General features: G+C 63.3%; 22 protein-coding genes and 1 riboswitch. Of the genes, 8 read left to right on the forward strand and 14 right to left on the reverse strand.

What is annotated here, in order from left to right; translation table 11 throughout:
- The first annotated feature begins 88 nt into the window (after positions 1–88).
- Positions 89–856, forward strand: coding sequence for an isocitrate lyase/PEP mutase family protein (locus O1Y97_RS10430; protein WP_318763955.1), 768 nt, complete (start codon positions 89–91; stop codon positions 854–856).
- Positions 857–898: 42 nt separating this feature from the next.
- On the opposite strand, the gene O1Y97_RS10435 is transcribed toward O1Y97_RS10430, so the two are convergent.
- Positions 899–2,281 (reverse strand): FAD-containing oxidoreductase, encoded by a 1,383-nt coding sequence (locus O1Y97_RS10435; RefSeq protein ID WP_318763956.1) that lies wholly within the window; start codon positions 2,279–2,281, stop codon positions 899–901.
- Entirely contained in the window at positions 2,278–2,739 is a 462-nt protein-coding gene (locus O1Y97_RS10440) for a DUF4126 domain-containing protein (RefSeq protein WP_108607255.1), read from the reverse strand. Before O1Y97_RS10440 ends, O1Y97_RS10435 begins: the two co-directional genes overlap by 4 nt.
- A gap of 194 nt (positions 2,740–2,933) precedes the next feature.
- On the opposite strand from O1Y97_RS10440, the gene O1Y97_RS10445 reads away from it, so the two are divergent.
- The 3 genes from O1Y97_RS10445 to O1Y97_RS10455 all read left to right on the forward strand — a co-directional run bounded on the left by O1Y97_RS10445 (position 2,934) and on the right by O1Y97_RS10455 (position 4,846).
- Complete coding sequence (locus O1Y97_RS10445; protein ID WP_318764190.1) at positions 2,934–3,461, forward strand: sugar O-acetyltransferase; 528 nt, start codon at positions 2,934–2,936, stop codon at positions 3,459–3,461.
- A gap of 54 nt (positions 3,462–3,515) precedes the next feature.
- A riboswitch (FMN riboswitch) is annotated at positions 3,516–3,662 on the forward strand.
- Positions 3,663–3,738: 76 nt separating this feature from the next.
- Complete coding sequence (locus O1Y97_RS10450; RefSeq protein WP_318763957.1) at positions 3,739–4,212, forward strand: 6,7-dimethyl-8-ribityllumazine synthase; 474 nt, start codon at positions 3,739–3,741, stop codon at positions 4,210–4,212.
- 157 nt (positions 4,213–4,369) lie between these two features.
- On the forward strand, positions 4,370–4,846 hold the full coding sequence (locus O1Y97_RS10455; RefSeq protein ID WP_318763958.1) for a GFA family protein: 477 nt from the start codon (positions 4,370–4,372) through the stop codon (positions 4,844–4,846).
- Here O1Y97_RS10455 and O1Y97_RS10460 read toward each other — a convergent pair.
- A complete protein-coding gene (locus O1Y97_RS10460; RefSeq protein ID WP_108607259.1) occupies positions 4,843–5,535 on the reverse strand; it encodes a winged helix-turn-helix transcriptional regulator in 693 nt (230 codons plus the stop codon). The genes O1Y97_RS10455 and O1Y97_RS10460 overlap by 4 nt on opposite strands.
- 138 nt (positions 5,536–5,673) lie before the next feature.
- On the opposite strand from O1Y97_RS10460, the gene O1Y97_RS10465 reads away from it, so the two are divergent.
- On the forward strand, positions 5,674–6,846 hold the full coding sequence (locus O1Y97_RS10465; protein WP_108607260.1) for an acyl-CoA dehydrogenase family protein: 1,173 nt from the start codon (positions 5,674–5,676) through the stop codon (positions 6,844–6,846).
- A 67-nt stretch (positions 6,847–6,913) separates the two neighbouring features.
- On the opposite strand, the gene O1Y97_RS10470 is transcribed toward O1Y97_RS10465, so the two are convergent.
- The 7 genes from O1Y97_RS10470 to O1Y97_RS10500 form a co-directional block, all read right to left on the reverse strand.
- Positions 6,914–8,593: a formate--tetrahydrofolate ligase gene (locus tag O1Y97_RS10470; RefSeq protein ID WP_108607261.1), complete on the reverse strand. Its 1,680-nt coding sequence runs from the start codon at positions 8,591–8,593 to the stop codon at positions 6,914–6,916.
- A 258-nt stretch (positions 8,594–8,851) separates the two neighbouring features.
- Entirely contained in the window at positions 8,852–9,976 is a 1,125-nt protein-coding gene (locus O1Y97_RS10475; RefSeq protein WP_318763960.1) for a DUF2333 family protein, read from the reverse strand.
- Positions 9,977–9,987: 11 nt separating this feature from the next.
- Entirely contained in the window at positions 9,988–11,274 is a 1,287-nt protein-coding gene (locus O1Y97_RS10480) for a DUF6638 family protein (RefSeq protein ID WP_108607263.1), read from the reverse strand.
- A 298-nt stretch (positions 11,275–11,572) separates the two neighbouring features.
- Positions 11,573–13,483: an AAA family ATPase gene (locus O1Y97_RS10485; protein WP_318763961.1), complete on the reverse strand. Its 1,911-nt coding sequence runs from the start codon at positions 13,481–13,483 to the stop codon at positions 11,573–11,575.
- A 174-nt stretch (positions 13,484–13,657) separates the two neighbouring features.
- Positions 13,658–14,803: a hypothetical protein gene (locus O1Y97_RS10490; RefSeq protein ID WP_318763962.1), complete on the reverse strand. Its 1,146-nt coding sequence runs from the start codon at positions 14,801–14,803 to the stop codon at positions 13,658–13,660.
- Positions 14,804–15,026: 223 nt separating this feature from the next.
- The gene (locus tag O1Y97_RS10495; RefSeq protein ID WP_108607266.1) at positions 15,027–16,115 is read right to left on the reverse strand and encodes a hypothetical protein; all 1,089 of its coding nucleotides are present in this window, start codon (positions 16,113–16,115) and stop codon (positions 15,027–15,029) included.
- A gap of 105 nt (positions 16,116–16,220) precedes the next feature.
- Positions 16,221–16,835, reverse strand: coding sequence for a thymidine kinase (locus O1Y97_RS10500; protein WP_108607267.1), 615 nt, complete (start codon positions 16,833–16,835; stop codon positions 16,221–16,223).
- 215 nt (positions 16,836–17,050) lie between these two features.
- Between O1Y97_RS10500 and choX the strand changes: the two genes are divergently transcribed.
- The 3 genes from choX to choV all read left to right on the forward strand — a co-directional run bounded on the left by choX (position 17,051) and on the right by choV (position 20,148).
- Positions 17,051–17,986 (forward strand): choline ABC transporter substrate-binding protein, encoded by a 936-nt coding sequence (gene choX / locus O1Y97_RS10505; RefSeq protein WP_318763963.1) that lies wholly within the window; start codon positions 17,051–17,053, stop codon positions 17,984–17,986.
- Between the two features lie 129 nt (positions 17,987–18,115).
- Complete coding sequence (gene choW / locus O1Y97_RS10510; RefSeq protein ID WP_108607269.1) at positions 18,116–18,970, forward strand: choline ABC transporter permease subunit; 855 nt, start codon at positions 18,116–18,118, stop codon at positions 18,968–18,970.
- Complete coding sequence (gene choV, locus O1Y97_RS10515) at positions 18,967–20,148, forward strand: choline ABC transporter ATP-binding protein (RefSeq protein ID WP_108607270.1); 1,182 nt, start codon at positions 18,967–18,969, stop codon at positions 20,146–20,148. Before choW ends, choV begins: the two co-directional genes overlap by 4 nt.
- Positions 20,149–20,336: 188 nt before the next feature.
- Here choV and O1Y97_RS10520 read toward each other — a convergent pair whose 3' ends face one another.
- The 4 genes from O1Y97_RS10520 to O1Y97_RS10535 all read right to left on the reverse strand — a co-directional run bounded on the left by O1Y97_RS10520 (position 20,337) and on the right by O1Y97_RS10535 (position 22,900).
- On the reverse strand, positions 20,337–20,849 hold the full coding sequence (locus O1Y97_RS10520; RefSeq protein WP_318763964.1) for a hypothetical protein: 513 nt from the start codon (positions 20,847–20,849) through the stop codon (positions 20,337–20,339).
- Positions 20,846–21,205, reverse strand: coding sequence for a hypothetical protein (locus O1Y97_RS10525; protein ID WP_318763965.1), 360 nt, complete (start codon positions 21,203–21,205; stop codon positions 20,846–20,848). The genes O1Y97_RS10520 and O1Y97_RS10525 overlap by 4 nt, the downstream gene beginning before the upstream one ends.
- 234 nt (positions 21,206–21,439) lie before the next feature.
- Positions 21,440–22,393: a helix-turn-helix transcriptional regulator gene (locus O1Y97_RS10530; protein ID WP_318763966.1), complete on the reverse strand. Its 954-nt coding sequence runs from the start codon at positions 22,391–22,393 to the stop codon at positions 21,440–21,442.
- 153 nt (positions 22,394–22,546) lie between these two features.
- Positions 22,547–22,900: a DUF1428 domain-containing protein gene (locus O1Y97_RS10535; protein WP_108607274.1), complete on the reverse strand. Its 354-nt coding sequence runs from the start codon at positions 22,898–22,900 to the stop codon at positions 22,547–22,549.
- Between the last annotated feature and the right edge of the window lie 107 nt (positions 22,901–23,007).

Below are 23,007 nucleotides of genomic sequence, written 5' to 3' on the forward strand. Positions count from 1 at the left end.
TGGCCACCTTGATATCGCGTTCTGCGCCATGGCGAAGCCGGGCCGCGCTGCTAGGCTGTAAACCTCCCGAACCTGCGAGGAAGATTCCATGACAAGCCAGACCGACAAGGCGAAAGCCTTCCACGCCCTGCATGTGAAGGGCAATCCCGTCGTGCTCTACAACGCTTGGGACCCCGGCAGTGCTGCCATCGTGGCCAAGGCCGGCGCCAAGGCGATTGCCACCGGCAGTTGGCCCGTGGCCGCTGCCTTCGGTTTCGCCGACGGCGAGAAGATTCCGCTCGACGTCGCCCTCGACAATATCAGGCGCATCGTCGCGGCCGTCGACCTGCCAGTGACGATGGACCTCGAGGGCGGCTACGGCGTCGTGCCGGAGCAGGTGGCCAAGACGGTTTCGCGCGCCATCGAGGCCGGTGCCATCGGCTTCAATTTCGAGGATCAGGTCGTCGGCGGCGAGGGGCTGCACGACACAGCGTTGCAGGCCGAGCGCGTGGCTGCGGCAGCCGGTGCGATCAAGGCTTCGGGCGTGCCGGCCTTCCTCAACGCCCGCACCGACGTCTTCCTCAAGAACAAGCCGGACACCCACGGCGAAAAGCACGTCGACGAGGCCGTCGAGCGTGCCCGCGCCTACGCCAAGGCCGGCGCGCACGGTTTCTTTGCACCGGGTCTCGGTGACGAGAAGCTGATCGGCCGGCTCTGCCGCGAGGCCGAGTTGCCGGTCAACATCATCGCGCTCGCGCATGTACCGCCGAAGGCCAAGCTCGCCAAGCTTGGCGTCGCCCGCATCAGCTACGGTCCGGTGCCGTATCGCCAGATGGCCGAATGGCTTGAGGCAAAGGCGAGGGCGGCTTTCGAATAGCCAACAGGCCAGGGCCCATCCCGACCTTGGGATGGGTCGATCCTATGCCAGTGGCTTCAGTTCGATGGCGATCGTCGGCAGCAGCTCCGAAACCGTCGGGTGGATGTGGACCGCGCGCTGCAGTGTCTCGATTGGTGCCCTGGCGTACATCAGGTCGAGCACGGCGTGGATCGCCTCGTCGCCGCCGGTGCCCAGCACCGATGCGCCGAGGATGTCCCTGCTGTCGGCGTCGACGAGGATCTTCATGAAGCCCTGTGTCTCACCCTTTTCGACGGCGCGGCCGACCCGCGTCATAGGTCGCTGGCCGACCAGCACCTTGCGGCCCGACTTGCGCGCCGCAGTCTCGGTCATGCCGGCCCGGCCGAGCGGCGGGTCGATGTAGAGCGCGTAGGCCTCGATGCGGTCGCTGACCTTGCGCTCGTCCTTGTCGAGCAGATTGGCGGCGACGATCTCGAAGTCGTTGTAGGAGGTGTGGGTGAAGGCGCCCTTGCCGTTGCAGTCGCCCATCGCCCAGATATGCGGGACATTGGTCCGGAGCTGGTCGTCGACTTCGACATAACCGCGCTTGTCGGTGGCGACCCCCGCTTTGTCGAGGCCGAGGTCGTCGGTGTTGGGTTTTCGCCCAATGGCAAGCAGTACATGCGAGCCCGTCACCGCACGGTCGCCGCTGGTGCAGTCGACGCCGACCTGCACGCCGCCCGGATGCCGCGCGAAGCTGATGCATTCCGCATTGAGCCTCAGCTTGATGCCTTCGTGTTCGAGGATGTCCTTGACCGCTTCGGAGACGTCTTCGTCCTCGCGCGAAATCAGCCGCAGGCCCTTTTCGACCACCGTCACCTTTGCACCGAAACGGCGGAACATCTGGGCGAATTCGAGCCCGATATAGCTGCCGCCGACCACGACCAGGTGCTCCGGCAGGAAGTCGACTTCCATCATCGACGTGTTGGTCATATAGGTGATGTCGCCGATCCCCGGCATGTCGGGGATGTTGGCGCGGCCGCCGACATTGATGAAGATGCGTTCGCCGTGCAGCAGTTCGTCGCCGACGCGCACCTCGTGCGGTCCTTCGAAGCTGGCGTGGCCGCGAAACAGCGTGCAGCCCTTCATGCCGCCGATCCAGTCTTCCAGGCTGGTCCGGGAATCGACCGTCACCTTGTCCTTGCGGGCCTTCACGACCTTCATGTCGACCGAGACATCGCCGGTCGAAACGCCGTAGTCGGCGCCGGTGCGGGCGAGATGGGCGGCATAGGCGCTGGCCACCATGGTCTTGGTCGGCTTGCAGCCGGTATTGACGCAGGTGCCGCCGACCAGCTTGCGTTCGATCAGCGCCACCGTCTGGCCCGCTGCCGTCAGGCGCCCGGCAAGAGGCGGGCCGGCCTGGCCGCAGCCGATGATGACGGCGTCGAATTTCCGGGCGGCCGTCATGCGACGGCGCTCACGATCAGAAGGGCGCCGAGGATCGCCACTGCGTCCTCGATTAGCGCGGCCGGCAGGTCCTTGCCGAAGGCGGCAGCGAGCCTGCCGCGCACTTCCGCGCCGCCGAGCGTCCCCAAGATCGCGCCGATGATGCCGGCGGCCAATCCGCCGACCATTATGCCGCCGGCGGTGCCGATCGCAGCACCGGCCAGGGCGCCCATGACGATGCGGGCGCCGAACTGCTGCGGCACCTTGCGGCTCGGGGTCGACGGCAACTGGTCGGTGACGAATTCGACAAGCGCCAGCACGGTGAAGATCGCCACCGTGATCCAGTGGCCCATGAAGCTGGCCCAGGTGCCGGCCAAGGGCAGCCAGCCGAGCCAGGCGCCCCAGGCAATTGCCGCCGGTGCGGTCATGGCCCTGAGGCCGGTAACAATTCCGATGAGAAGCGCGAGCAGGTAGATCATCCGGTGTCCCCCGTGGATGTGTCTGGTCCGAAAATGCTCTTGTCGTGCAGTTCGCCAGTTGCCGGCTCGCCGCCAGATCGTCAGGCTAGCACAGCCTGTCCGTTTGGCCAGAGATGGCAGCTTTTGCAGTCTCGTCCTTCTGTGATTTTGCTTCGTACCGAAGAGGAGATCGTGCCGTGAGCGAACGCAAGAAGATGGCCGCCGGCGCGTGGTACAATTGCGTCGATGCCGAGCTCGACGCACTGCGCCTCGCCGCTGCCAACGCCATCTTCGAGCACAATTCGCTTGCGCCTTCATTGCGCGGGGACATCGCGCCCAAGCTGAAGGCGCTCCTGGGTACGGCGGGCGAGGGCGCGCGTATCGAGGCGCCGTTCCATTGCGCCTATGGCTTCAACATCCATCTCGGCGAAGGCGTGTTCCTCAACGCGGGCTGCACTATCCTCGACACTGCGCCCGTGCGCATCGGCGGCGGCACGATGTTCGGGCCCAATGTGCAGGTCTATTGCCCCGAGCACCACAAGGACCCGGTCCATCGCCGCGCCGGGCTGGAGATCGCCCGGCCGGTCGCAATCGGCAAAAATGTCTGGATCGGCGGCGGCGCCATCATCCTCGGCGGCATCGAGATCGGCGACAACGCGATCGTCGGCGCCGGCTCGGTGGTGACGAAGAACGTGCCGGCAGGTGCCACCGTTGTCGGCAATCCGGCGCGGCCAGTTCGCTGAAACTATTATTCCTGCGATTGACAGCGCCGGTCCGTGCCGCCATATCGGAGGCGTTAATGTTCTCAGGGCGGGGTGAAAGTCCCCACCGGCGGTAAGGGTTTTCGAACTCAAGCCCGCGAGCGCTTTCCGGCAACGGGAAGGTCAGCAGATCCGGTGTGATTCCGGAGCCGACGGTCATAGTCCGGATGGAAGAGAACGAACGGGAAAGCGGTGGCGCATGCTGCCGGGATTCCGTCTCGTGCGTCCTGATTCTGGTTCGAAACGGAAGGATGGACCCATGAATCAGCAATCCCCGAAAGACTTCGATACCCGCCGCGTTGCCGTGATCCGCGCACGCTGGCATGCCGACATCGTAGACGAATGCGTCAATGCCTTCGTTGCCGACATCGAGAAGCCGGGCGGCGGCCGCATCGCCGTCGACGTCTTCGACGTGCCCGGCGCCTATGAAATCCCGCTGTTTGCCAAGACGCTCGCCGAAACCGGCCGCTATCAGGCGATCCTCGGCGCTGCCTTTGTCGTCAATGGCGGCATCTATCGCCATGAATTCGTCGCGCAGGCCGTGCTCGACGGCATGATGAACGTGCAACTCCAGACCGGCGTGCCGGTTCTGTCGGCTGTGCTGACCCCGCACAACTATCATGACAGCGCCGAGCATCACCGCTTCTTCTTCGACCACTTCAAGGTCAAGGGTGCCGAAGCGGCCCATGCCTGCGTCGAACTGCTCAAGGCACGCGAATTGGTCACTGCCTGACCATCGGACGCACCCGGCTCTCCCCCAGGGGAGGGCCGACCGCGCATCAGGCAGGCTCCATTTGGTCAGGCGATGCGCCGCATCGATAATCTGGCTCTGGCCCTGTACGGCGATGCGGCGGGATTGCATGATCGCCGACTTCAGACGGGAGTCCGCCATGTCGTCCATTCCGCTTCCGCTCACGGGCACCTGCCGCTGCGGCCGGGTCGAGATCGAGGTGTCGAAAGCACCGATCTGCACCGCCGCATGCCATTGCCCGGGCTGCCAGAAGATGTCGTCCTCGGCCTATTCGCTGACGGCGATGGTGCCGGCCGACGGCTTTGCGGTCACCAAAGGCGAGACCGTCATCGGCGGGCGGCATGGCCAGGACCTGCATCACCAGTTCTGCGATCACTGCAAGACATGGATGTTCACCCGAGTCGCGGGCGTCGACTGGTTCGTCAACGTGCGGCCGACCATGCTGGAGGAGACGGCGTGGTTCCGCCCGTTCATGGAAACCTTCACCAAAACCAGGCTGGCCTTCGCCGAAACCGGTGCCGCCAGGAGCTTTGCGGAGTTCCCCACGATGGAGGAACTCGAGCCGCTGATGCGGGAGTACCGGGCATGGGCGGAAGCGGGGAAGGCCTCGAGCTAAGGTACGTTCCGCGCCATCGGCGCGAAGCTGCTGAGGCCGAGCCATGCCTGCATGGCGCGGGCGATCCTGTCGTCGCCGTCGACCTCGAGGCGACCTGAATCGAGCTCCTGCCTGAGCGCGCTCAGCCCCATCCAAACCGACGTCATGCTGCGCAGCGATCCCTTGACCTCGAGATCGATGTCGAAGCCAGGATCCGAATTGCACAGGTCGACCGCGCCGCCATCGACCACCAGCCACCAATTCTGCTGGGATTTCGCCACTTCGGGGTACAGAAAGTGAATCGTGCAGCGCTGCGGCGGCAGCGGCTTGGGATTGAGGTTGCGCCGCATGTCCCACATCAGAAGAGAAGGGTCGAGATTCCTGAGGGTTAGCTGGCTTTCCACCCAGCGGTGGCCCCATTCGCCGAGGCCGAGGATGATCGGGCGCAGGTCTTCGCCGGCATCGGTCAGCCGGTATTCGACCGTCCCAGCCGATCCGCGCCCGGTCTGGACCACGCCTGCGCGTTCGAGTTCCTTCAGGCGCTTGGACAAAAGGGCCGGCGACATTCTCGGCACGCCGCGCCGCAAGTCGTTGAATCGGCTCGATCCCATCAGCATTTCGCGCACCACCAGCGCCGTCCAGCGCGTGCACAGCACCTCGGATGCCATCGAAACCGGGCAGAACTGGCCGTAGCCGCCGCGATCGCTCATCTCGCATCGCTCCCTGAGGAATTGGCGATCATAGCGCAAAAGCCGCCCCGGCGCACCGGTACAGTTCCTGAACTGGACCGGCGATGGCTTTGGCGCAATTCTCCACCCCGACCTGCCAGTCAACCAGGAGACGACTTGATGAGAAGTCTTGAAAACATCGCGACGGCAAGTGCAGGTGGGACCATTCCGGTTGCCACCGATGTCGTGGGCGCGGCCCATGAACTGGCTCCGATCCTTGCGGAACGTGCTCCCAAGTTCGACGAGAGCGATCGGTTCGTCGCTGAGAATTACGTGCTTTTGAAAGAAGCCGGACTGGTTCAAGCCGGCGTGCCGCTCGAACTGGGCGGCGGCGGCGCCGAGGTGTCCGAACTTTGCGACATGCTGCGCATCCTCGCCCATTCCTGCGGTTCGACCGCGCTTGCCTTTGCCATGCACACACATCAGGTGGCGATCCCCGCCTGGCGCTGGCGTCACCAGAAGGTGGCGGCGGTCGAGCCCCTGCTCAAGCGTATCGCGGCCGAGAAGATCATTCTACTTTCCAGTGGCGGGTCCGACTGGATCGGCGGCTCGGGCAAGGCCGAGAAGGTCGATGGCGGCTACCGCATCACCGCGCGAAAGGCGTTCACCTCGGGTGCCGTCGCTGGCGACATCCTGATGACCGGCGCGATCCTCTGCGAAGAGGATGGCACCGAAAAGGTCATCCATTTCGGCGCGCCGATGCGGGCGCCCGAGGTCAGCGTCATGGACAACTGGCGCACGCTCGGCATGCGCGGCACCGGCTCGAACGATGTCGTCATCGACGGACTGTTCATCCCCGATGCGGCGGTCAGCTTCTCGCGCACGCCGCGGCAATGGCATCCGGTGTTCCAGATCATCGCCACCGTTGCCTTCCCGCTGATCTACGCGGTCTATCTCGGCGTCGCCGAAAGTGCGCGCGACATCGCCGTCGAGATCGCGCGGAAGAAGCCGGGAGGCGAGGGCGTGCTCAATCTTGCCGGCCGCATGGACACGGCCCTGCGCGCCGCCCAGATGGCCCACCGCTCGATGATCGAGACGATCGAACGCAATGCACCCTCGGCCGAAAGCGTCAATGACGTGATGATCGGACGCGCGCTGGTCGCGCGCCACGGCCTCGAAGTCGTCGACCTTGCCATGGAACTGGCGGGCGGGGCGTCCTTCTACCGCGAACGCGGGCTCGAACGCCGCTTCCGCGACATGCAGGGCGCGCGCTTCCATCCGCTCCAGGCCGGCCCGCAGGCGCAGTATGCCGGGGCGATGGCGCTGGGATTGCCGGTGAACGGGATCTTCTGATCCGCGCAAACGAAGTCGGCCGCCGCGATGTCGCGGCGGCCGAGCTTTTAGGGAAGTCCGTTTTATCTCAGAACAGGCCTTCGATCTGGCCTGCCTCGTTGAGGAAGATCTTTTCCGATGACGGAGCCTTGGGCAGGCCCGGCATGGTCATGATCTCACCGCAGATGGCGACGATGAAGCCGGCACCGGCCGACAGCCTGACCTCGCGCACCGACACGACATGGCCGGTGGGCGCGCCGCGCAGGTTGGGATCGGTCGAGAACGAGTACTGCGTCTTGGCCATGCACACCGGCAGGTGGCCGTAGCCGGCGGCTTCCCAGGCATGGAGCTGGTCACGCACCGACTTGTCGGCGATCGCCTCCGAGCCGCGGTAGATGCGCTTGACGATGGTGTCGATCTTGTCGAACAGCTTCATGTCGTCGGGATAGAGCGGGGCGAACTGCGAGGCGCCGCTCTCGGCAAGCGAGACCACCTTGTGGGCGAGCTCCTCGATGCCGGCCGAACCATGGGCCCAGTGCTTGCAGACGATGGCTTCTTCGCCCATCGCCGCGACATACTCCTTCATCGCCGCGATCTCGGCGTCGGTGTCGGAGTAGAAGTGGTTGATCGCCACCACCGCCGGCACGCCGAACTGCTTGACGTTTTCGATGTGGCGGCCAAGGTTGGCGCAGCCCTTCTTCACCGCCTCGACGTTTTCCTTGCCGAGGTCTTCCTTCTTGACGCCGCCGTTCATCTTCATCGCGCGCACGGTGGCGACGATGACCGCCGCCGCCGGCTTGAGGCCAGCCTTGCGGCACTTGATGTCGAAGAACTTCTCGGCCCCGAGATCGGCGCCGAAGCCGGCTTCGGTGACGACATAGTCGGCGAGCTTCAGCGCGGTCGTGGTGGCGACCACCGAGTTGCAGCCATGCGCGATGTTGGCGAACGGGCCGCCATGGACGAAGGCGGGGTTGTTTTCCAGCGTCTGCACCAGGTTCGGCTGGACCGCGTCCTTGAGCAGCACGGCCATGGCGCCGTCGGCCTTGAGGTCGCGGGCATAGACGGCGCTCTTGTCGCGGCGGTAGGCGACGATGATGTCGCCGAGGCGCTTTTCGAGATCCTTGAGGTCGGTCGCCAGGCACAGGATCGCCATGACTTCCGAGGCAACCGTGATGTCGAAGCCGGCTTCACGCGGGAAGCCGTTGGCGACGCCGCCGAGCGAGCAGTTGATCTCGCGCAGCGCCCGGTCGTTCATGTCCATGACGCGGCGCCAGACGACGCGGCGGGTGTCGATGTTGAGCTCGTTGCCCCAGTAGATGTGGTTGTCGATCAGCGCCGACAAAAGGTTGTGGGCGGTGGTGATGGCGTGGAAGTCGCCGGTGAAGTGGAGGTTCATGTCCTCCATCGGCACGACCTGGGCATAACCGCCGCCCGCTGCACCGCCCTTGACGCCGAAGTTGGGTCCGAGCGAGGCTTCGCGGATGCAGACCACGGCCTTCTTGCCGATGCGGTTGAGGCCGTCGCCCAAGCCCACGGTGGTGGTGGTCTTGCCTTCGCCGGCCGGCGTCGGGTTGATCGCGGTGACCAGGATCAGCTTGCCGTCCTTGTTCTTGCGCGCATTGGCGATGAACTCGGCCGAGATCTTGGCCTTGTCGTGGCCGTAAGGCAGCAGATGCTCGGTCGGAATGCCGATCTTGGCGCCGATCTCCTGGATCTGTTTCTTGTTTGCCGCGCGGGCAATTTGGATGTCGGTCTTGTGCTCGGCCATGACGGCTCCTCCGGAATTCAGACTTTGCGTGAGCGGGCAGCAGCACCCATGCTCGTGGGCGCATAGAAACGCGACACTACTCCGTGCTGCCGTCTCAAAACAGCCGCCCAATGCACGGATTGCGACAGGGGCAAGAGAGCGAATAGGGAGTAGGGAATAGCGAGCAGGGAGTAGGGATAGCGAGCAGGGAAGGTGGCGGGCGCGCAGAGCGTGTTGCGTTACCGTACTACTATTCGCTACTCACTATTCGCCATTCGCTTATCTGCTCAATACGTTGCTGATCTCGACGAGGTTCGAACGCACGCGCAGGATGTAGAAGCCCATCGTGATCAGGTGCGAGGGCATGAACCAGCCATCCTCGGCGCCGTTGGAAATGATGAATGGCTGGATGTTGAGCGCCGAACGTGTCTGCTGCTCCATCGTGTCCCACAGATTGTCGAGGTTGCGGCTGCGCAGCACGTCCTCGAAATCGGCATGGGTCGCCTTCAGCAGGCCGTAGTAGCCGTAGAGCTGGCCATAGGCGAACCAGAAGCGGTCGTCGGCGCGCGGGTCGAACCAGCCATTGTTGAAGTTCTCGGCCCGGTCCTTGAGGATCGCTGAGGTGGCGCCGATGTCGTTGGAAATGCGGTCGATGAACTGGATCAGGTTGTCGGCGCGGGCGTCGAACACCGCTTCGCATTTCTCCAGCCGGGCGTTGAAGCTGTTGAGGCTCTTGATCGCCGAACGGTAGTAGCTCGGGGTCGGCGTCTTCGGACCGAACGGAGTCAGGCCGAAATACCAGGTGTATTCGTCGAACTGCATGTTGCCGCGGGCGTCCTGCAGGTCGGAATCGACCTGGCTGGTACCGCGCACGCGGCCGAGATTGTCGGCCAGCTCCGTCGTCGTGCGCCGGATCGCCTGGTTGATGCCGCGCTGGAACGAGGCCTTGTTGTCGAGGAACGGCGTCTTGTCCCAGGACAGGCCGAACAAGCCTGTCTTGTAGAGGATCATCGACGAGATCCAGGCATTCTCGTTGACGTTGAAATTGGTCAGTTCGGCCGAGATGTCGGCGATGGCCGAACGGCCGCAGGTGCGCGCGGTGTCGGTGCCGCCGCCGGCGACGACCTGCTCGCCGGCCGAAACGTTGCGGTTCTCGAAATTATGCGCCGCGACATAGTCGGGGTTGAAGTTGGTCCAGACCTGCGTGTTCCAGACGAAGTAACCGTAGAGTGCCACCAGGCCGAGGATGGCCGCGCCGAGCGCGCTCTTGAGGATCCAGCCGCGCTGGACGTACCAGCGACCGAGCCAGATGAACGGCAAGAGCAGGATGCCGATGACGAAGCCGAGGCCGCGGCCGATCAACTGGAATATCCGGGTGAAGAAACTCACGATCGGATCAAGCATATGGAACCCCCTCAGTCGGTCAGGCCGTAAAGCTGTGCGCGGAACGCTGCCTTGTCTTTCAGATATGAGCTTTTCAACGTGTCCACAACATTGGATCGCCAGGTCTCGCTGAGCTCTTCATAGTCCTTGTAGAAGCCTTGCTTGTTGAAGACATAGCGCGACACGAAGTCGGACGGCACGAATTCCGAGATCAGCCGGTTGGTCAGCCAGGCGTCGGGATGATCGGGCTTGGCGCGCACCACCAGAAAGCGATGCAGCGGAAATACGTCTTCGAGCCTGAGCTGTCCGAGCTGGGAGATCTCGCGCTTGGCGCCGTTGAGGAAGGGGAAGGTGCCGTCGCTGTTGATCGCGTCGGCATGGCTGTGGATCCAGGTCTGCAGCCAGACCTTGTCGACCTTGCCCAGGTCGCGCTTCGGCTCGGCGGCGCGGATCAGCGCCCTGACCGCCATCTCGGCCCGGTGCTCGAGATAGCCGGAGCTTTCGATCCACGAAGCGCGCGGCAGGTCGAGGCGCCCGGTAGAGGCCAGGAACTTGAACACCTTGTCGGCGTCGCGGATCGACAGGTAGCTCACCTGCCATGGCCGCGAGCGGCGGAAGCCAGGCGCCGATGGATCGGAGATCACCGTCGTCACGTCGCGGTCGACGAAGACGTAGAGCCCGCCGAAATGGCTGGTCCAGAAGGCGTTGTGGCGGAAGATCACCTGGTCGGGCACCAGCGCGTTCTCGCGGATGTCGCCGCAGACCTTGGCGAGCTCGACCATGCGCGTGAGCATTTCGTCGTCGCGCCAGGCCTCGGGCTCCTGCTTCAGCTTGTCGACCAGCTTGCCGAGCTCGGCGGCCTTGCCGAGCACGTCCTCGGCCGACAGCACGCGGAACTCGACCTGGTTGATCGACAACAGGTCCTCGATGTCCTCGACCTTGGACACCGAATCCTCGATCTCGCCGTAGATCACGTCCTTGATCGTCAGCGCGTCGATGGCGCGCTGGTTCTTCGACATGAATTCGAACAAAAGCTGCGAGGTGTTGGAGAACGCCGTGTGCACCACCGGCAGGTCGATCTGCGACGGCGTCAGGATGATGAAACGGCGGTTGACCTCGTTGGGGTCGAGATACTGGTAGTCGCCCAGCTCCTCGGCGATCTCGGGCGAGAAGCCGGTGCGGTCGATCTCGAAACTCTTCAGCTTTGTCGGTTCGAGCCCGAACGCCTTGAGCGCCTTGTTGTAACGGTCGATCAGATGCGGCTCGTCGACCGGCAGCAGGCGGCCGTAGATGAGCTCGTTGTCGCGGAGGAGGTCCATCTAGACACCAAACCAAAGAAGCAACGCGAGTATGTAAGCTAGCGCCAAACAGACCAGATTTGTGACAAATTTTCCAAATATCTCTGCGGCTTCTCCGTAAAATTCGACATTTTTATTTTCGATATTCAAGCTTTTTGATGCATATTTTATTTTATATCTAATACAAACCACACTTCTTATCGCAGGAAAATTCAAATATATGGTTATTATCGTCGCCTGCACCCACAAGAGATATAGGTCTCGCATCCCGACGTGCTCAACGAATCTTGGAAAATCCTGAGATGAGCCTGATAGCCAGTCAAGCATTCCAAAGCCCCTTCGCCTTCAGCTCCTCCATCTCCTTCGCCGCGCGTTCGCGTAGCCTTGCGTCGCGGAGCAGCTTGGATACCGCCGCATCGTCCGACTTGTCGGAGTAGCGGAATTCCGAGTCGGCGTAGCGGTTGATCTCCTGCATCACCATGTCCATCGAGAACGGTCCGCGCAGCTCCTCGATCATCGCCTTCTTCTCGTCGTAACCCTTGTGCATGAAGGTCTCGGGCTTTTCGAACCAATCTTCCGGCAGCTCGATGTCCATGGCGCGCATCTTGATCGCGTCGGTGACGTTCTTGATGGCGCGGCCGGTGAAGCGCGGTTCGGCCTCCTTGATCATGTGCAAGTAGGTGCCGACATCGGCGAGGGTGTTGGGCGCGCCATTGTCCTTCATGAAGCGGTCGTAGACTTTTTCCAGCCCGTCTTCCTGCGGCCTGGCATGCTCCTCATAGGCCTCGGTCACGGCGCGCTGGATCTCCTGCGCGGCATAGAGCTCGTGCTCGCCGAGCGGGATCTTGTGGTTCTTGCCGGCGAGCAGCACGAAGATGTCGATGTAGTCGTCGCGGGTCTGCGGCCCGTCGACCAGCCAGCGGGCGCCGGCGCGCTGGCGCAGCGCGTCGTCGACATTTTCGGGATAGTTGGAAAACATGCCGAAGGAGCAGTTGCCGCGCACGACCGTGCCCGCGCCGGCAAAGGCGTCCATCAGGACGCCGGTGATTTCCTGCTGGCCGGCGGAGGCCCGATCATCGGAGCGCTTCGCCGCCACCTGGTCGATGTCGTCGATGGTGCCGAAGCCGATGGCGCGCGGGTTGAGCACGTTGTTGATGAACTGGCGGCAGTTCTGGCCCGACTTGCCCTGGTAGGACGAGATCTGGTCGACGCCGAAATTCTCGTAGGCGAAGGGATAGCCGGCGACCTGGCAGTAGTTGTTGACCAGGCCGGCGATCATCTGGATCAGCGTCGTCTTGCCGGTGCCGGGCGCACCGTCGCCGATGAAGGTGAACAGGAAACCGCCCAGCTCGACGAACGGGTTCAGCTCGCGGTCGAAGTCATAGGCCATCAGCATCTTGGCCAGCCGGACCGACTGGAACTTGGCGATGTGGTTGCCGACGACCTCCTGCGGCTTCTTGAAGGTCATCACCAGCGGCTTGGATTTCTTGCCCGGCGCGACGTCGAAGCCGTCGAGGGTGAAGTCGTCGGCGTCGATGCGGATATGGGCATTCTCGAAGGCGCCGAGCCCGTCGAAACGACCCTTGCGCTGCAAAAGGCCCTCGATCGCGACACGAGCGAAGGCGCGGCCGCGCGTCAGAAGATCGGCATCGTCCTTGGCGCCCGCAAGCGCGCGGTCGAGGCCCGAGACGATCGATTTCACCGCATCCTGCGGCGTGTCGAACAGGAAGTCAGGTTCGGTGACATCGTTCGGCGCTTCGCCGTCGCTGTCGATCAGCTGGGCGAGATAGGAGGCAAGTGTGAAGGCTGCGACATAGGCCGAGGCCGACAGCAGCTTCTTGAAATGGCTGGCTTCGTCGCCTTCCAGCGGCGTCCGCGCATTCTTGGCCTGCAGCGCCTCGAGATCGGTCGAGCGCGAGAACACGTCGGAGACGGCCAGCGCCACCGCAATGCCGCGGCGGGCGCGGAACAGCAGGGTGTGCTGGGGGATCGACATCAGCTGGTCGTCGGGGCGGATGGCTGCGACGGTCTTCTGCAGCTCGACCTCGCGCGTCTTGCGGATCGAGCCGGTCGACACAGTGGAGACAAAGCGCCGGTTGGTGCCGGCCAGTGCCGTACCCGACTGGCCGGAGGAATCCTCCAGCACGACGATGCGGGTGATGAAGCTCTGCGCGATGGCGCGGTGCTTTTCGATGTCGGCTTCCGAAATCGCAGTCAGGCCGGTGTCCATTGAACCCTCGCTCGTTCAGGGGAGCGTTGGCGCTGCCCCTCATCCCCTGCCGGACCTTCTCCCCGTGAGGACGGGGAGAAGGAGGCTGACCGCGCCGTCGACGCCTCCCTCTCCCCGTTCTTCACGGGGAGAGGGTAAGGGTGAGGGGCTGAGCCAACCCAAGCCGGTCGCGCGCTACACATCGCTAATCACCTGTCCCTTCGACAGGATGTGCACCTTGTACCCGCCAAAGATCTTCTCGGCTTCGCCGGCGGCATAGAGCGCCTGGTAGGCCTCGTGCGGGATCAACGCGTGCTTCTCGTAGCTCGACACGCCCTGGCGCGCGGCTTCGAGGTCGTCGGTGTTGATGAAGAACTCCTCGCTTGCCGGCTCGCTCGACCACAGGCCCTTGCGCCCCGGCTTCTCGGCCTTGGAATAAACCTCCTGGATCGTCCAGGTCAGCAGCCAGGCGTTTTCGGCCTTGCGCACCTTGGACAGCACTTCGGCCACCGCCGAATTGTGCTCGGTGATGCCGGCCGAATAGAACGGGCCGAGCACCAGCCGCCTGAGCTGCTTGGGGTGCAGTTCGGGGAAATCCTTGTCGAGATTAGTAGCAATCGTCAGCGGCGACAGCGAGTAGGTCGAGTTCTTCTCGGTGAAGTCGTCGAAGCGGTGGGCCAGGTCGGGATTGAGCAGGCCGTCGACGGGCAGGGGAATGTCGATCTTCTCGTTGAGCTTGCCGTTGTTGTCGACCAGTTGCTCGACCATCGCCTCGGATGAATCCTCGACCGTGGCCATATAGATCATCGGCAGATTGGCGCTGCCGTCGAAGCTGCCCCAATGTACGAGATAATAGGGCCGCATCGACTTCGGGTTGACCGACACCTTGGCCGTCTGCGCCAGGATGAACGGGCTGAAGGTCACGCCGTCCTTGACGTCCTCGAGATACAGCCGCTCGGCCATCGAGCGTTGCAGCGCCTCGGGGAATTCCTTGTGGCGCAGGATGAAGTCGGCCATCTCCTCGCGCAGCTCGCCGGGCGGGGGGATGCTGGCCAGACGCTGCGCCGCCGTCTTGCGGTCGTTTTCCAGTTCCAGCACGTTCTGGAACACCGGAAAACCGCTTTCGGCGCGCGAAATCTTGAAGGTCTCCATAAAGCCCAGCCGGTTGCGCCAGCAAGCGAACGACCGCTCCAGCCGCGAGATGTACTCGGCCGCGATCTTCGCCACGATGCCGTGCCTGTAGAGCGGCGAGCGGTCGTCGCGCATGAAGATTTCCAGCCCGCTCAGCGCCGCCTTGATCGCATCGAAATAGCGGACGGCCGGGTCGTCGGTGGGGGTCATGGGTGAAATCTCGAATGCATGGGCTCGACGTTGCCCCCCTCTGTCCTGCCGGACATCTCCCCCACAAGGGGGGAGATCAGCCGCCATCTGCGCCTTTGCCCCACTTTCAACGCCGAAGATTGGCGAAGTCTGAGCTGCCACCTGATCTCCCCTCTTGTGGGGGAGATGGCCGGCAGGCCAGAGGGGCGCGCGACGGAGCGCAGGGCTCTCATCTGAATAGTCGTTACGACTGCACGTAGTCCGAAGCGTTATGCTTCTTCAGCACATCGTCGAAGCGGCGGGCAAAGGCGTCGTCGGCCAGCTTCTTGCGGCGCTGGATGTCGGCAGTCGCTACCATGTTCTTCTCGTGCATTTCGAGCAGGTCGCCGATGTGCTTCTGGGCGGCCGCACCGATGCCGGCCATCGTCTCCTCGGCGGTGTTGTCGACCTTGGAGCCCAGCGTGTTGATCTTGTGGGCGACGTCCTGCTGGGCCGCGGTCTTCAGCGAGTCCTCCAGCGCCTTGTAGAGCACGATGCGCTGTTCGGTATCGATGGTCAGCTTGTTGATCAGCGTGTTCTGCGCCGCGATCTGGTTGTTCAGCGAATCGACGAAGGTCTGGAACATCGAAGTGTAGCGCTCGAGCGTCTGGCTCTCGGCCAGCAGTTCCTGCTCCTTGGCCTGCTTCTCGTTGTATTCAGTGGCGAGCTTGGAGCGTTCGGATTCGAGGTCGGTGCGCTCCTTCTGGCTGGTCGACGCCGCGATCTTGTTTTCGATGTCGAGGAGAAGCGGGTTCAACTCCTCGATGCGCTTCTGGACCGCCTCGAGGTTCGACATCGTCGACTTGCGGCGCTCGATGACCTGGGACAGGCTGGTCTCCGAGGTCTTATAGCGCGCGTCGAGCACGTCCTTCTGTGCCTTCAGGATGCCGACGATGGTGTCGGACTTGACCAGGAGTTCCTGCAGGTTGCCGGCCAGTGACATGTTGCGCACACGGTCGGTGCGCATGCGCTGCTTGCTCGAATCGGAGAAGATGCCGACGAAGGTTTCCCAGCCGGTGAAGCTCTTCATGCTCTCGAATTCGGAGCCGAACACGTTGGTGGCGTCTTCAAGGCCGATGATCAAGTCGGCGATGTTGCCTTCCATCACCTTCTGCTGCTTGAGAACATCCTGGATGCGCGCATTCTCGATGTCGAAATCGCTGGCGCCGATCTTCTCGTCAGTCTTGGCGATGGTGTCGAGCACGGTGCCCGATTTTTCGATCTTGGTCCGCATTTCTTCCACGACCTGCTTGGTCTTGGCGATTTCGGCATCGAAATTCTGCAGCGTTGCCATACGTTCCTCCGGTGTCGAATGCGGGACAGTGGCGCCGAATATATGTGCCGCATCTATCGATTGAAAGACGCAAGCGCCCGGCGAAAACATTTAAGGCGAAGCTACTTAGCTCCGCGATGCAAATCCGATGAAATCATCTGGCTGGGCGCGGCCCATCTCTTCTTCCCAGTGGCGCCGGCACAAGGAGACATAGACATCCTTGCCGATTGCCACCTGCTCGCCCTGGCGCGCCACCTTGCCGTCGGGGCCGAGGCGGACCACCATCGTGGCCTTGCGGCCGCAACGGCAGATGGTGCGCACCTCGCGTAAATCGTCGGCGATGGCGAGCAAAGCGCGCGAACCGCTGAACAGATTTCCCTGGAAATCGGTGCGCAGGCCGTAGCACATGACCGGGATATTCAGCCGGTCGGCAACCCGCGCCAGTTGCCAGACCTGTTCTTCTTCAAGGAACTGCGCCTCGTCGACGAAGATGCAATGCACTGTCGTATGATCGTGATGCTCGGCGATACGGGCGAACAGGTCGTCGCCGTGGCGGAACATTTCGGCGCCGGCCTCAAGGCCGATGCGCGACGAGATGTAGCCGGTGTCGCCCTTGCTGTAGTGGCCGGCGACGAACAGCATCGTCGTCATGCCGCGCTCGCGGTAGTTGTAGGACGCCTGCAGAAGCATGGTCGTCTTGCCGGCGTTCATCGTGGCATAGTGGAAGTAGAGCTTGGCCATGTGCTTCCTTAAGCCCAAGCTGGCGGGCGCGGGGAGAGGGCAGCTTCGCCATCCACCGCAAAAAACCTTCGCGATGTCGCTGATGGATCAGCCCGCGGCGTGTGTCGCTGCGTCATGTCACTTGAATCCAAAGGAAAATGGTGTTTGGCTCGCGACAAAGACGAACAACAACACTATCGCGTTGCCGTTAAAAATACGAATGGGAGAATCTACATATGTCGCGCATGATAACACTCGCCGCCGCCATCGGCGTGTCGGCGGTCATGACTGCCGGTGCCGCTTACGCGGGGGACGCCGAGAGCTGCAAGAAGGTACGTCTGTCGGATGTTGGCTGGACTGACATCACTGCAACAACTGGTGTCGCCTCGGTGCTGCTGACAGCACTGGGCTACGAGCCGGAGGTCATCCAGCTCTCTGTCCCGGTCACCTATGCCTCGCTCAAGAACAATGACCTCGATGTCTTCCTCGGCAACTGGATGCCTTCGATGGCCAACGACATCAAGGACTACGCTGCTGACGGCTCGGTCGAGACAATCAGCGTGAATTTGACCGGGCCGATGTATGGCATCGTCGTGCCAAACTATGTCGCGGAAGCTGGCGTCAAGACGCTGACCGACCTCGGCAAGTTCAAGGACAAGTTCGGCGCTAAAATCTACGGCATCGAAGCCGGCAACGATGGCAACCGCATCATCCTCGACATGATCAAGAACCCGGCCGACAACCTTGAGGGCTTCGAATTGGTCGAGTCGTCTGAAGCTGGCATGCTGACGCAGGCCGAGCAGGCGATGAAAGACAATCAGTGGATCGCCTTCCTCGGCTGGACGCCGCATCCTGTCATGGGCGAGATGAAGATCACCTATCTCGACGGCATGGGCGACTCGGGCTTCGGCCCCGCAACGGTCAGCACCAACGTGCGCAAGGGTTACGTCGCCGAGTGCCCGAATGTCGGTAAGTTCATTTCCAACCTGAAATTTGATCTTCCCATGGAAAATGCCATGATGGATGCGATCCTGAAGGGCGGCGCTGCCAACGACGTCGCCAAGGAGTGGCTCAAGGCAAATCCCGACGCGCCCACCAAGTGGCTCGACGGCGTCACCACCTTCGATGGCGGCGATGCTTCGGCTGCGGTGAAGGCGGCGCTGGCAAGCTAAGCCTGCGTCCTTGCCGACAAAATGACATGATGAAGGGCAGCGAAGCGAGACAGCTGCCCTTTTTCGTATCAAGTTAAGCGAGAAGCGCCGGCGCGACCGGTGCCTGCGAAAGCAATAGAGAGGGGACAGATGGATCCGGTATCGAGCTTGCTGGCCGCCTACAAGATTCCGATCGGCCTTTGGGGCAAGGCATTCTTCACTTTCCTCACCGACAACTTCAACGCCATCTTCCGCGGCTTTTCCAACGGCCTCAACCTGCTGCTCGACGGGCTGGTCGATGCGCTGCTGCTGTTGCCGCCGGTCGCGCTGGTCGCGCTCATCGCGCTGCTGGCCTGGTATCTCCAGCGCTCGCGGGCGCTGGCGATCGGCGTCGCACTGGGGCTGTTGTTCATCATCAACCAGGGCCTCTGGAAGCAAACGGTGGAAACGCTGGTGCTGGTCGTCGCCGCAGCCGCAGCCTCGATGCTGATCGGCGTGCCGCTCGGCATCTGGGCCGCGCACAAGCCCAAGGTCTACCGCGTCATGCTGCCGGTGCTCGACCTGATGCAGACGCTGCCGACCTTCGTCTACCTGATCCCGGTGCTCACTTTGTTCGGCCTCGGCAACGCGCCGGGCCTGATCGTCACCATCATCTTCGTCATCCCGACGGCGGTGCGTCTCACCCATCTCGGCGTCGTTTCGGTGCCAAAGGCCATTATCGAGGCCGGCGAGGCGTTCGGCGCTACCAAGCGGCAGCTGTTGTGGAAGGTCGAGCTGCCGGCGGCGCTGCCCACCATCATGGCGGGGCTGACGCAGTGCATCATGCTGTCGCTGTCGATGGTGGTGTTCGCCGCCCTGATCGGCGCCGGTGGCCTCGGAACGGAAATCAACCGCGCGCTCGGCTCACGCAAGATCGACCTCGGGCTTGAGGCGGGGCTGGCCATCGTGGTTCTCGCCATCGTGCTCGACCGGATGACGCGTATCGGGGTGGGAGGCAAGAAATGAACATTGCCGTCGATTTCAAGAATGTCGACATCGTCTTCGGTAACGACACCAAAGGCTCGCTCAATCTGATAGACAGCGGCGCCAGTCGCGCCGAGATCCTCGAAAAGACCGGCAACGTGCTCGGCTGCGCGGGTGCCAATCTCACCGTCAACGAGGGCGAGATCTCGGTGCTGATGGGCTTGTCCGGTTCGGGCAAGTCGACGCTGCTGCGTGCCGTCAACCGCCTCAACATCGTCTCGCGCGGCCAGGTCATGGTCAAGGACGGCGACAAGATGGTCGACGTCGTCTCCTGCGACGAGGCCACGCTGCGGCGGCTGCGCCAGCATCAGGTCGCCATGGTGTTCCAGCAGTTCGGCCTGCTGCCCTGGCGGACGGTCGAGGAGAATGTCGGCCTCGGCCTCGAACTTGCCGGCATGCCGGAAGCCGAGCGCAAGCAGAAGGTCGGCAAGCAGCTCGACCTCGTCAACCTGACGCCCTGGGCGAAGAAATACGCCCATGAGCTTTCGGGCGGCATGCAGCAGCGCGTCGGCCTGGCGCGTGCCTTCGCCACCGAGGCGCCGATCCTTCTGATGGACGAGCCGTTCTCGGCGCTCGATCCGCTGATCCGCACCAAGCTCCAGGACGAGCTGCTGCAGCTGCAGAAGACGCTGAAGAAGACGATCATCTTCGTCAGCCACGATCTCGAGGAAGCGCTGAAGATCGGCAACACCATCACCATCATGGAAGGCGGGCGCATCGTCCAGTCCGGACCACCCGAGGACATCGTGCTGCGTCCGGCCAACGACTATGTCCGCGACTTCATCGCCAATGTGAACCCGCTGTCGGTGCTGACGGCATGGAACGTCATGCGCGACCGCCGCGATCTCGAAGATGCGGGGAAGGGCTGGGTCTGGCTCGACCGGCGCAAGACGACACGCTTCAAGATCGACGCGCAGGGTCTTGTCGCCGCCGCCGAGCGCAACGGCCAGCCGGCCGTATGGGTGTCCGTCGACGACATCGAAAAATCGTCCGACGAGGCCTCGCACGTGTTCTGGGCCAAGCCCGGAACCTCGCTCAAGTTGGTGATGCTCGCCATGCACCGCTCGCAGACGTCGCCTGTGGCGCTGTTCGACGACCAGTCGCGATTCGTCGGCGCCATCGGTATCCGCGATGTGCTGTCGGCGGTGCTCAGGCGGTAGCGATCTTTTCCTTCTCCCCCTGTGGGAGAAGGTGGATCGGCGCGCAGCGCCGAGACGGATGAGGGGTGTTGGCCGGAGTGCTACCACCCCTCAGCGCGGGGTGTCATGCATCGCGCTTCGTCCAATCCCCTCATCCGCCTACACTTCGTTCAGGCACCTTCTCCCACAAGGGGAGAAGGAAAGAAGCCTCACTCTTCCTGATCGCCCAACAACTCGTTCAGCCTGGCCGCATAAGGCTGCACCACGTCGACATATTGCCGGCCTTCGGCGCGCAGGGCCTGTGTCTCGGCGATCTTGGTCTCGACGAAGCTGCGCATCTCGGCCTTCTGCTCGTCATTCAGATCGCTGGCATCGACTCTTTCCGTCAGGCCCGAGAATGTGGCTTCGAACCTTTCGGTGGCGATTGTCGCGAGATAACCCCGGAAGGTGGCGTCGAGCGCCTGCTTCCAGGTTTCGCGGCTGAAGCCGGCCTTGGCGATGCGGCCCTCGAGGCCGGCATCGTCTTCGAACCATTGGTCGGCCTCCTCTTCGTCATAGGCGAGGCGGCCGAGTTCCGGCTCCAACTCGGTGAGTAGCTGCACCACCTTGCCGACCTCATCGAACGTCAATGCCCGAGCCGGCAGCACGAACGCGCCGAGGGCTAGGCTTGCCGCCAGCAGACTGCCGGCGAGATGGCGCTTGAGCAGGGAAAGCACGGTCATCCCATGCACTCCGCTTCCAGTGCCTTGCCGGCATCGTCCTGGGCCTTGGCCTGCATCAGCGAACCGCCGACAGACGCGGCCTGCGCGGCGATCGCGCCGCCGCGACCAAGGCCGCCGAAGCCGCCGACCATCGACAGCGCGCCGCCGAGCATGGCGGCGTTGGTCTGCGCCTTGGTCGCCTTGCGCATGGCTTCCTCGCAGCGCTGTTCGGCCGTCATCTTCCCGGCTTTGCCTTTGGGCGCGACCTGGGCCGCCGCCGTGGGCGCTCCGGCTGTTTTCGTCGTGCTGGTTGTCGAGGTCGTCTGGCTGCAGGCGGCGAGCACGCCGCACAACATCAATGCAATCGCTGTTTTCATGGATCTCTCGATTTCGCTGGAGATGGCGCGAACTCCGTGGAGACGGCCCATGCGCGGACCGCCGACTCTGCCCAGTCGGCGGTCCGGCGATGGCCGGCCACGCATGCGTTCGAAGAGCGCCCCCGCCCGTCGGATGCATCGGTCCGCCACGGCACTGCTCTACGACGGCGCGGCTGGCGCGGTCTTGGCTGGGGACGAACAGATGCGGACTGGTGCGAACCGGAAAGGCCCGAACTACTGGCGGCGGCGCAGGGCTGCGGCCTTGATCTCCTTCGGCGTCGTGCCGAAGCGCTGCCTAAAGGCACGGTTGAAATAGGACAGGTCGCCAAAGCCGGCGTCGAAGGCAATGGCTGAGATCGTGGCTGCGCCGCCATTGCCGAGCGAACGGACGGCGAGGTCGAGCCGGGCATCGCGCAGGAACTCGGAGAAGGTCGAGCCTTCCTGCTCGAACAGCCGCTGGATATAGCGCGGGGTCACGCCCTGACGCCGGGCTATTACGCTGACGTTCAGTTCGGGATCGGTCAGGTGGCGTAGCACCTCGGCCTTGACCAGTTCCAGCCGCGCGGCACCCAGGCTGGCGCGAACCGGTTCGGCGGCGGCGTTCGTCGCGCCTTGCACGACGAGGGCCGCGAGGTCGTAGAGATGATTGCCGGCAAGCGTACGACCGGCTTCGCCGTCGGGTGCTGCGGCGCGCAGCAGGTCGGCATATCCAGTCAGCAGCGCGGCACCCCCGGCTTGCGCCGGAATGTGGTGAAACGCCTGCGTGCGGACACGGGGCGCTATCGCTGCAAGCCGCGCCTCGTTCAGGGCCACGACCTTGAGCAGCGTGTTCGGCAAGGCGAAAGCCATGGCCGTGGCCTCGTTGACCAGGGTGATGTCGCCGGCCCTGATCGACAGCGGCGGCTTGCCGGCGATTGCGACCTCATAATCCGTGGTATGGATAGTCATCAGATAGTCTTGGCGGCCGTCTGCGGCCATCAGGTCCTTGGGGCGTTCGCCGAGCACGGCCGAATAGCACGCGGTGCCGATCGTCGTGCCGGCGTCGAGGAAGTAGGCGGAGACGTCAAACGCAAAGCTGTCGGCATCGGCTGGCCGGAAGCGCAGGCCCGCGACATGGCGGGCGACGAAATCGTGCAGGTAGGACAGGCGGTCTCGTGCGGGAACGTCAAAAGTCGTAAGGCGCTGCATCGAACGGTTCCATCTCAGCGTGCATGATCTACCTATGCGCGAAACGAATTGCGCATTCAGCCTATGCGGGTTGCTGTTATTGACGGAACGTCTGATGCGGTCAAGCGGGCGGCCGCCGGCTGCTGCCGGCAACCGCCATTGCTTCGGGCGCCTTCAGCTTTCGATGAACGGCTTGAAGCCGCCATAGATCATGCGCTTGCCGTCGAACGGCCATGACGCCGGATCGCCCTGCAAGCGCGGGTCGGCCATCACCTTCTTCATGATCTCGTCGCGTTCCTCGCGCGAGCGGTAGACGATCCATGAGAAGACGACAATCTCGTCGTCCGTGGCCTGCACCGCGCGGGGAAACGAGGTGACTTCGCCATAGGGCACGTCGTCGGCCAGGCACTCGACATAGGCGATTGCGCCGTGGTCCTTCCAGACCTCGCTCCCGGTGCGCGCCATCTCCTTGTAGGCCTCGATCTTGCCTTTCGGCACGGCGAGCAGGAACCCATCGACATAGGACATGCTTCTTCTCCTCGTGTTGTGACATTGCAAGGACGAACGGCCGGTGCCCTTTCCGACATCCGTGTCCAACTTTTTTCGTCGGACCTGCCTCTCAATGGCCGGGTACG

It is taken from the genome of Aminobacter niigataensis, from assembly GCF_946995915.1.
GTDB lineage: Bacteria > Pseudomonadota > Alphaproteobacteria > Rhizobiales > Rhizobiaceae > Aminobacter > Aminobacter niigataensis.

Coding starts and splice junctions, on each gene's coding strand:
- O1Y97_RS10470 (WP_108607261.1), bottom strand. CDS start 8,593: ATGGCCGAGCACAAGACCGACATCCAAATTGCCCGCGCGGCAAACAAG.
- choV (WP_108607270.1), top strand. CDS start 18,967: ATGAACATTGCCGTCGATTTCAAGAATGTCGACATCGTCTTCGGTAAC.
- O1Y97_RS10535 (WP_108607274.1), bottom strand. CDS start 22,900: ATGTCCTATGTCGATGGGTTCCTGCTCGCCGTGCCGAAAGGCAAGATC.
- O1Y97_RS10500 (WP_108607267.1), bottom strand. CDS start 16,835: ATGGCCAAGCTCTACTTCCACTATGCCACGATGAACGCCGGCAAGACG.
- O1Y97_RS10440 (WP_108607255.1), bottom strand. CDS start 2,739: ATGATCTACCTGCTCGCGCTTCTCATCGGAATTGTTACCGGCCTCAGG.
- choX (WP_318763963.1), top strand. CDS start 17,051: ATGTCGCGCATGATAACACTCGCCGCCGCCATCGGCGTGTCGGCGGTC.
- choW (WP_108607269.1), top strand. CDS start 18,116: ATGGATCCGGTATCGAGCTTGCTGGCCGCCTACAAGATTCCGATCGGC.
- O1Y97_RS10445 (WP_318764190.1), top strand. CDS start 2,934: ATGGCCGCCGGCGCGTGGTACAATTGCGTCGATGCCGAGCTCGACGCA.
- O1Y97_RS10475 (WP_318763960.1), bottom strand. CDS start 9,976: ATGCTTGATCCGATCGTGAGTTTCTTCACCCGGATATTCCAGTTGATC.
- O1Y97_RS10490 (WP_318763962.1), bottom strand. CDS start 14,803: ATGACCCCCACCGACGACCCGGCCGTCCGCTATTTCGATGCGATCAAG.
- O1Y97_RS10530 (WP_318763966.1), bottom strand. CDS start 22,393: ATGCAGCGCCTTACGACTTTTGACGTTCCCGCACGAGACCGCCTGTCC.
- O1Y97_RS10525 (WP_318763965.1), bottom strand. CDS start 21,205: ATGAAAACAGCGATTGCATTGATGTTGTGCGGCGTGCTCGCCGCCTGC.
- O1Y97_RS10465 (WP_108607260.1), top strand. CDS start 5,674: ATGAGAAGTCTTGAAAACATCGCGACGGCAAGTGCAGGTGGGACCATT.
- O1Y97_RS10455 (WP_318763958.1), top strand. CDS start 4,370: ATGTCGTCCATTCCGCTTCCGCTCACGGGCACCTGCCGCTGCGGCCGG.
- O1Y97_RS10480 (WP_108607263.1), bottom strand. CDS start 11,274: ATGGACCTCCTCCGCGACAACGAGCTCATCTACGGCCGCCTGCTGCCG.
- O1Y97_RS10520 (WP_318763964.1), bottom strand. CDS start 20,849: ATGACCGTGCTTTCCCTGCTCAAGCGCCATCTCGCCGGCAGTCTGCTG.
- O1Y97_RS10430 (WP_318763955.1), top strand. CDS start 89: ATGACAAGCCAGACCGACAAGGCGAAAGCCTTCCACGCCCTGCATGTG.
- O1Y97_RS10435 (WP_318763956.1), bottom strand. CDS start 2,281: ATGACGGCCGCCCGGAAATTCGACGCCGTCATCATCGGCTGCGGCCAG.
- O1Y97_RS10485 (WP_318763961.1), bottom strand. CDS start 13,483: ATGGACACCGGCCTGACTGCGATTTCGGAAGCCGACATCGAAAAGCAC.
- O1Y97_RS10460 (WP_108607259.1), bottom strand. CDS start 5,535: ATGAGCGATCGCGGCGGCTACGGCCAGTTCTGCCCGGTTTCGATGGCA.
- O1Y97_RS10495 (WP_108607266.1), bottom strand. CDS start 16,115: ATGGCAACGCTGCAGAATTTCGATGCCGAAATCGCCAAGACCAAGCAG.
- O1Y97_RS10450 (WP_318763957.1), top strand. CDS start 3,739: ATGAATCAGCAATCCCCGAAAGACTTCGATACCCGCCGCGTTGCCGTG.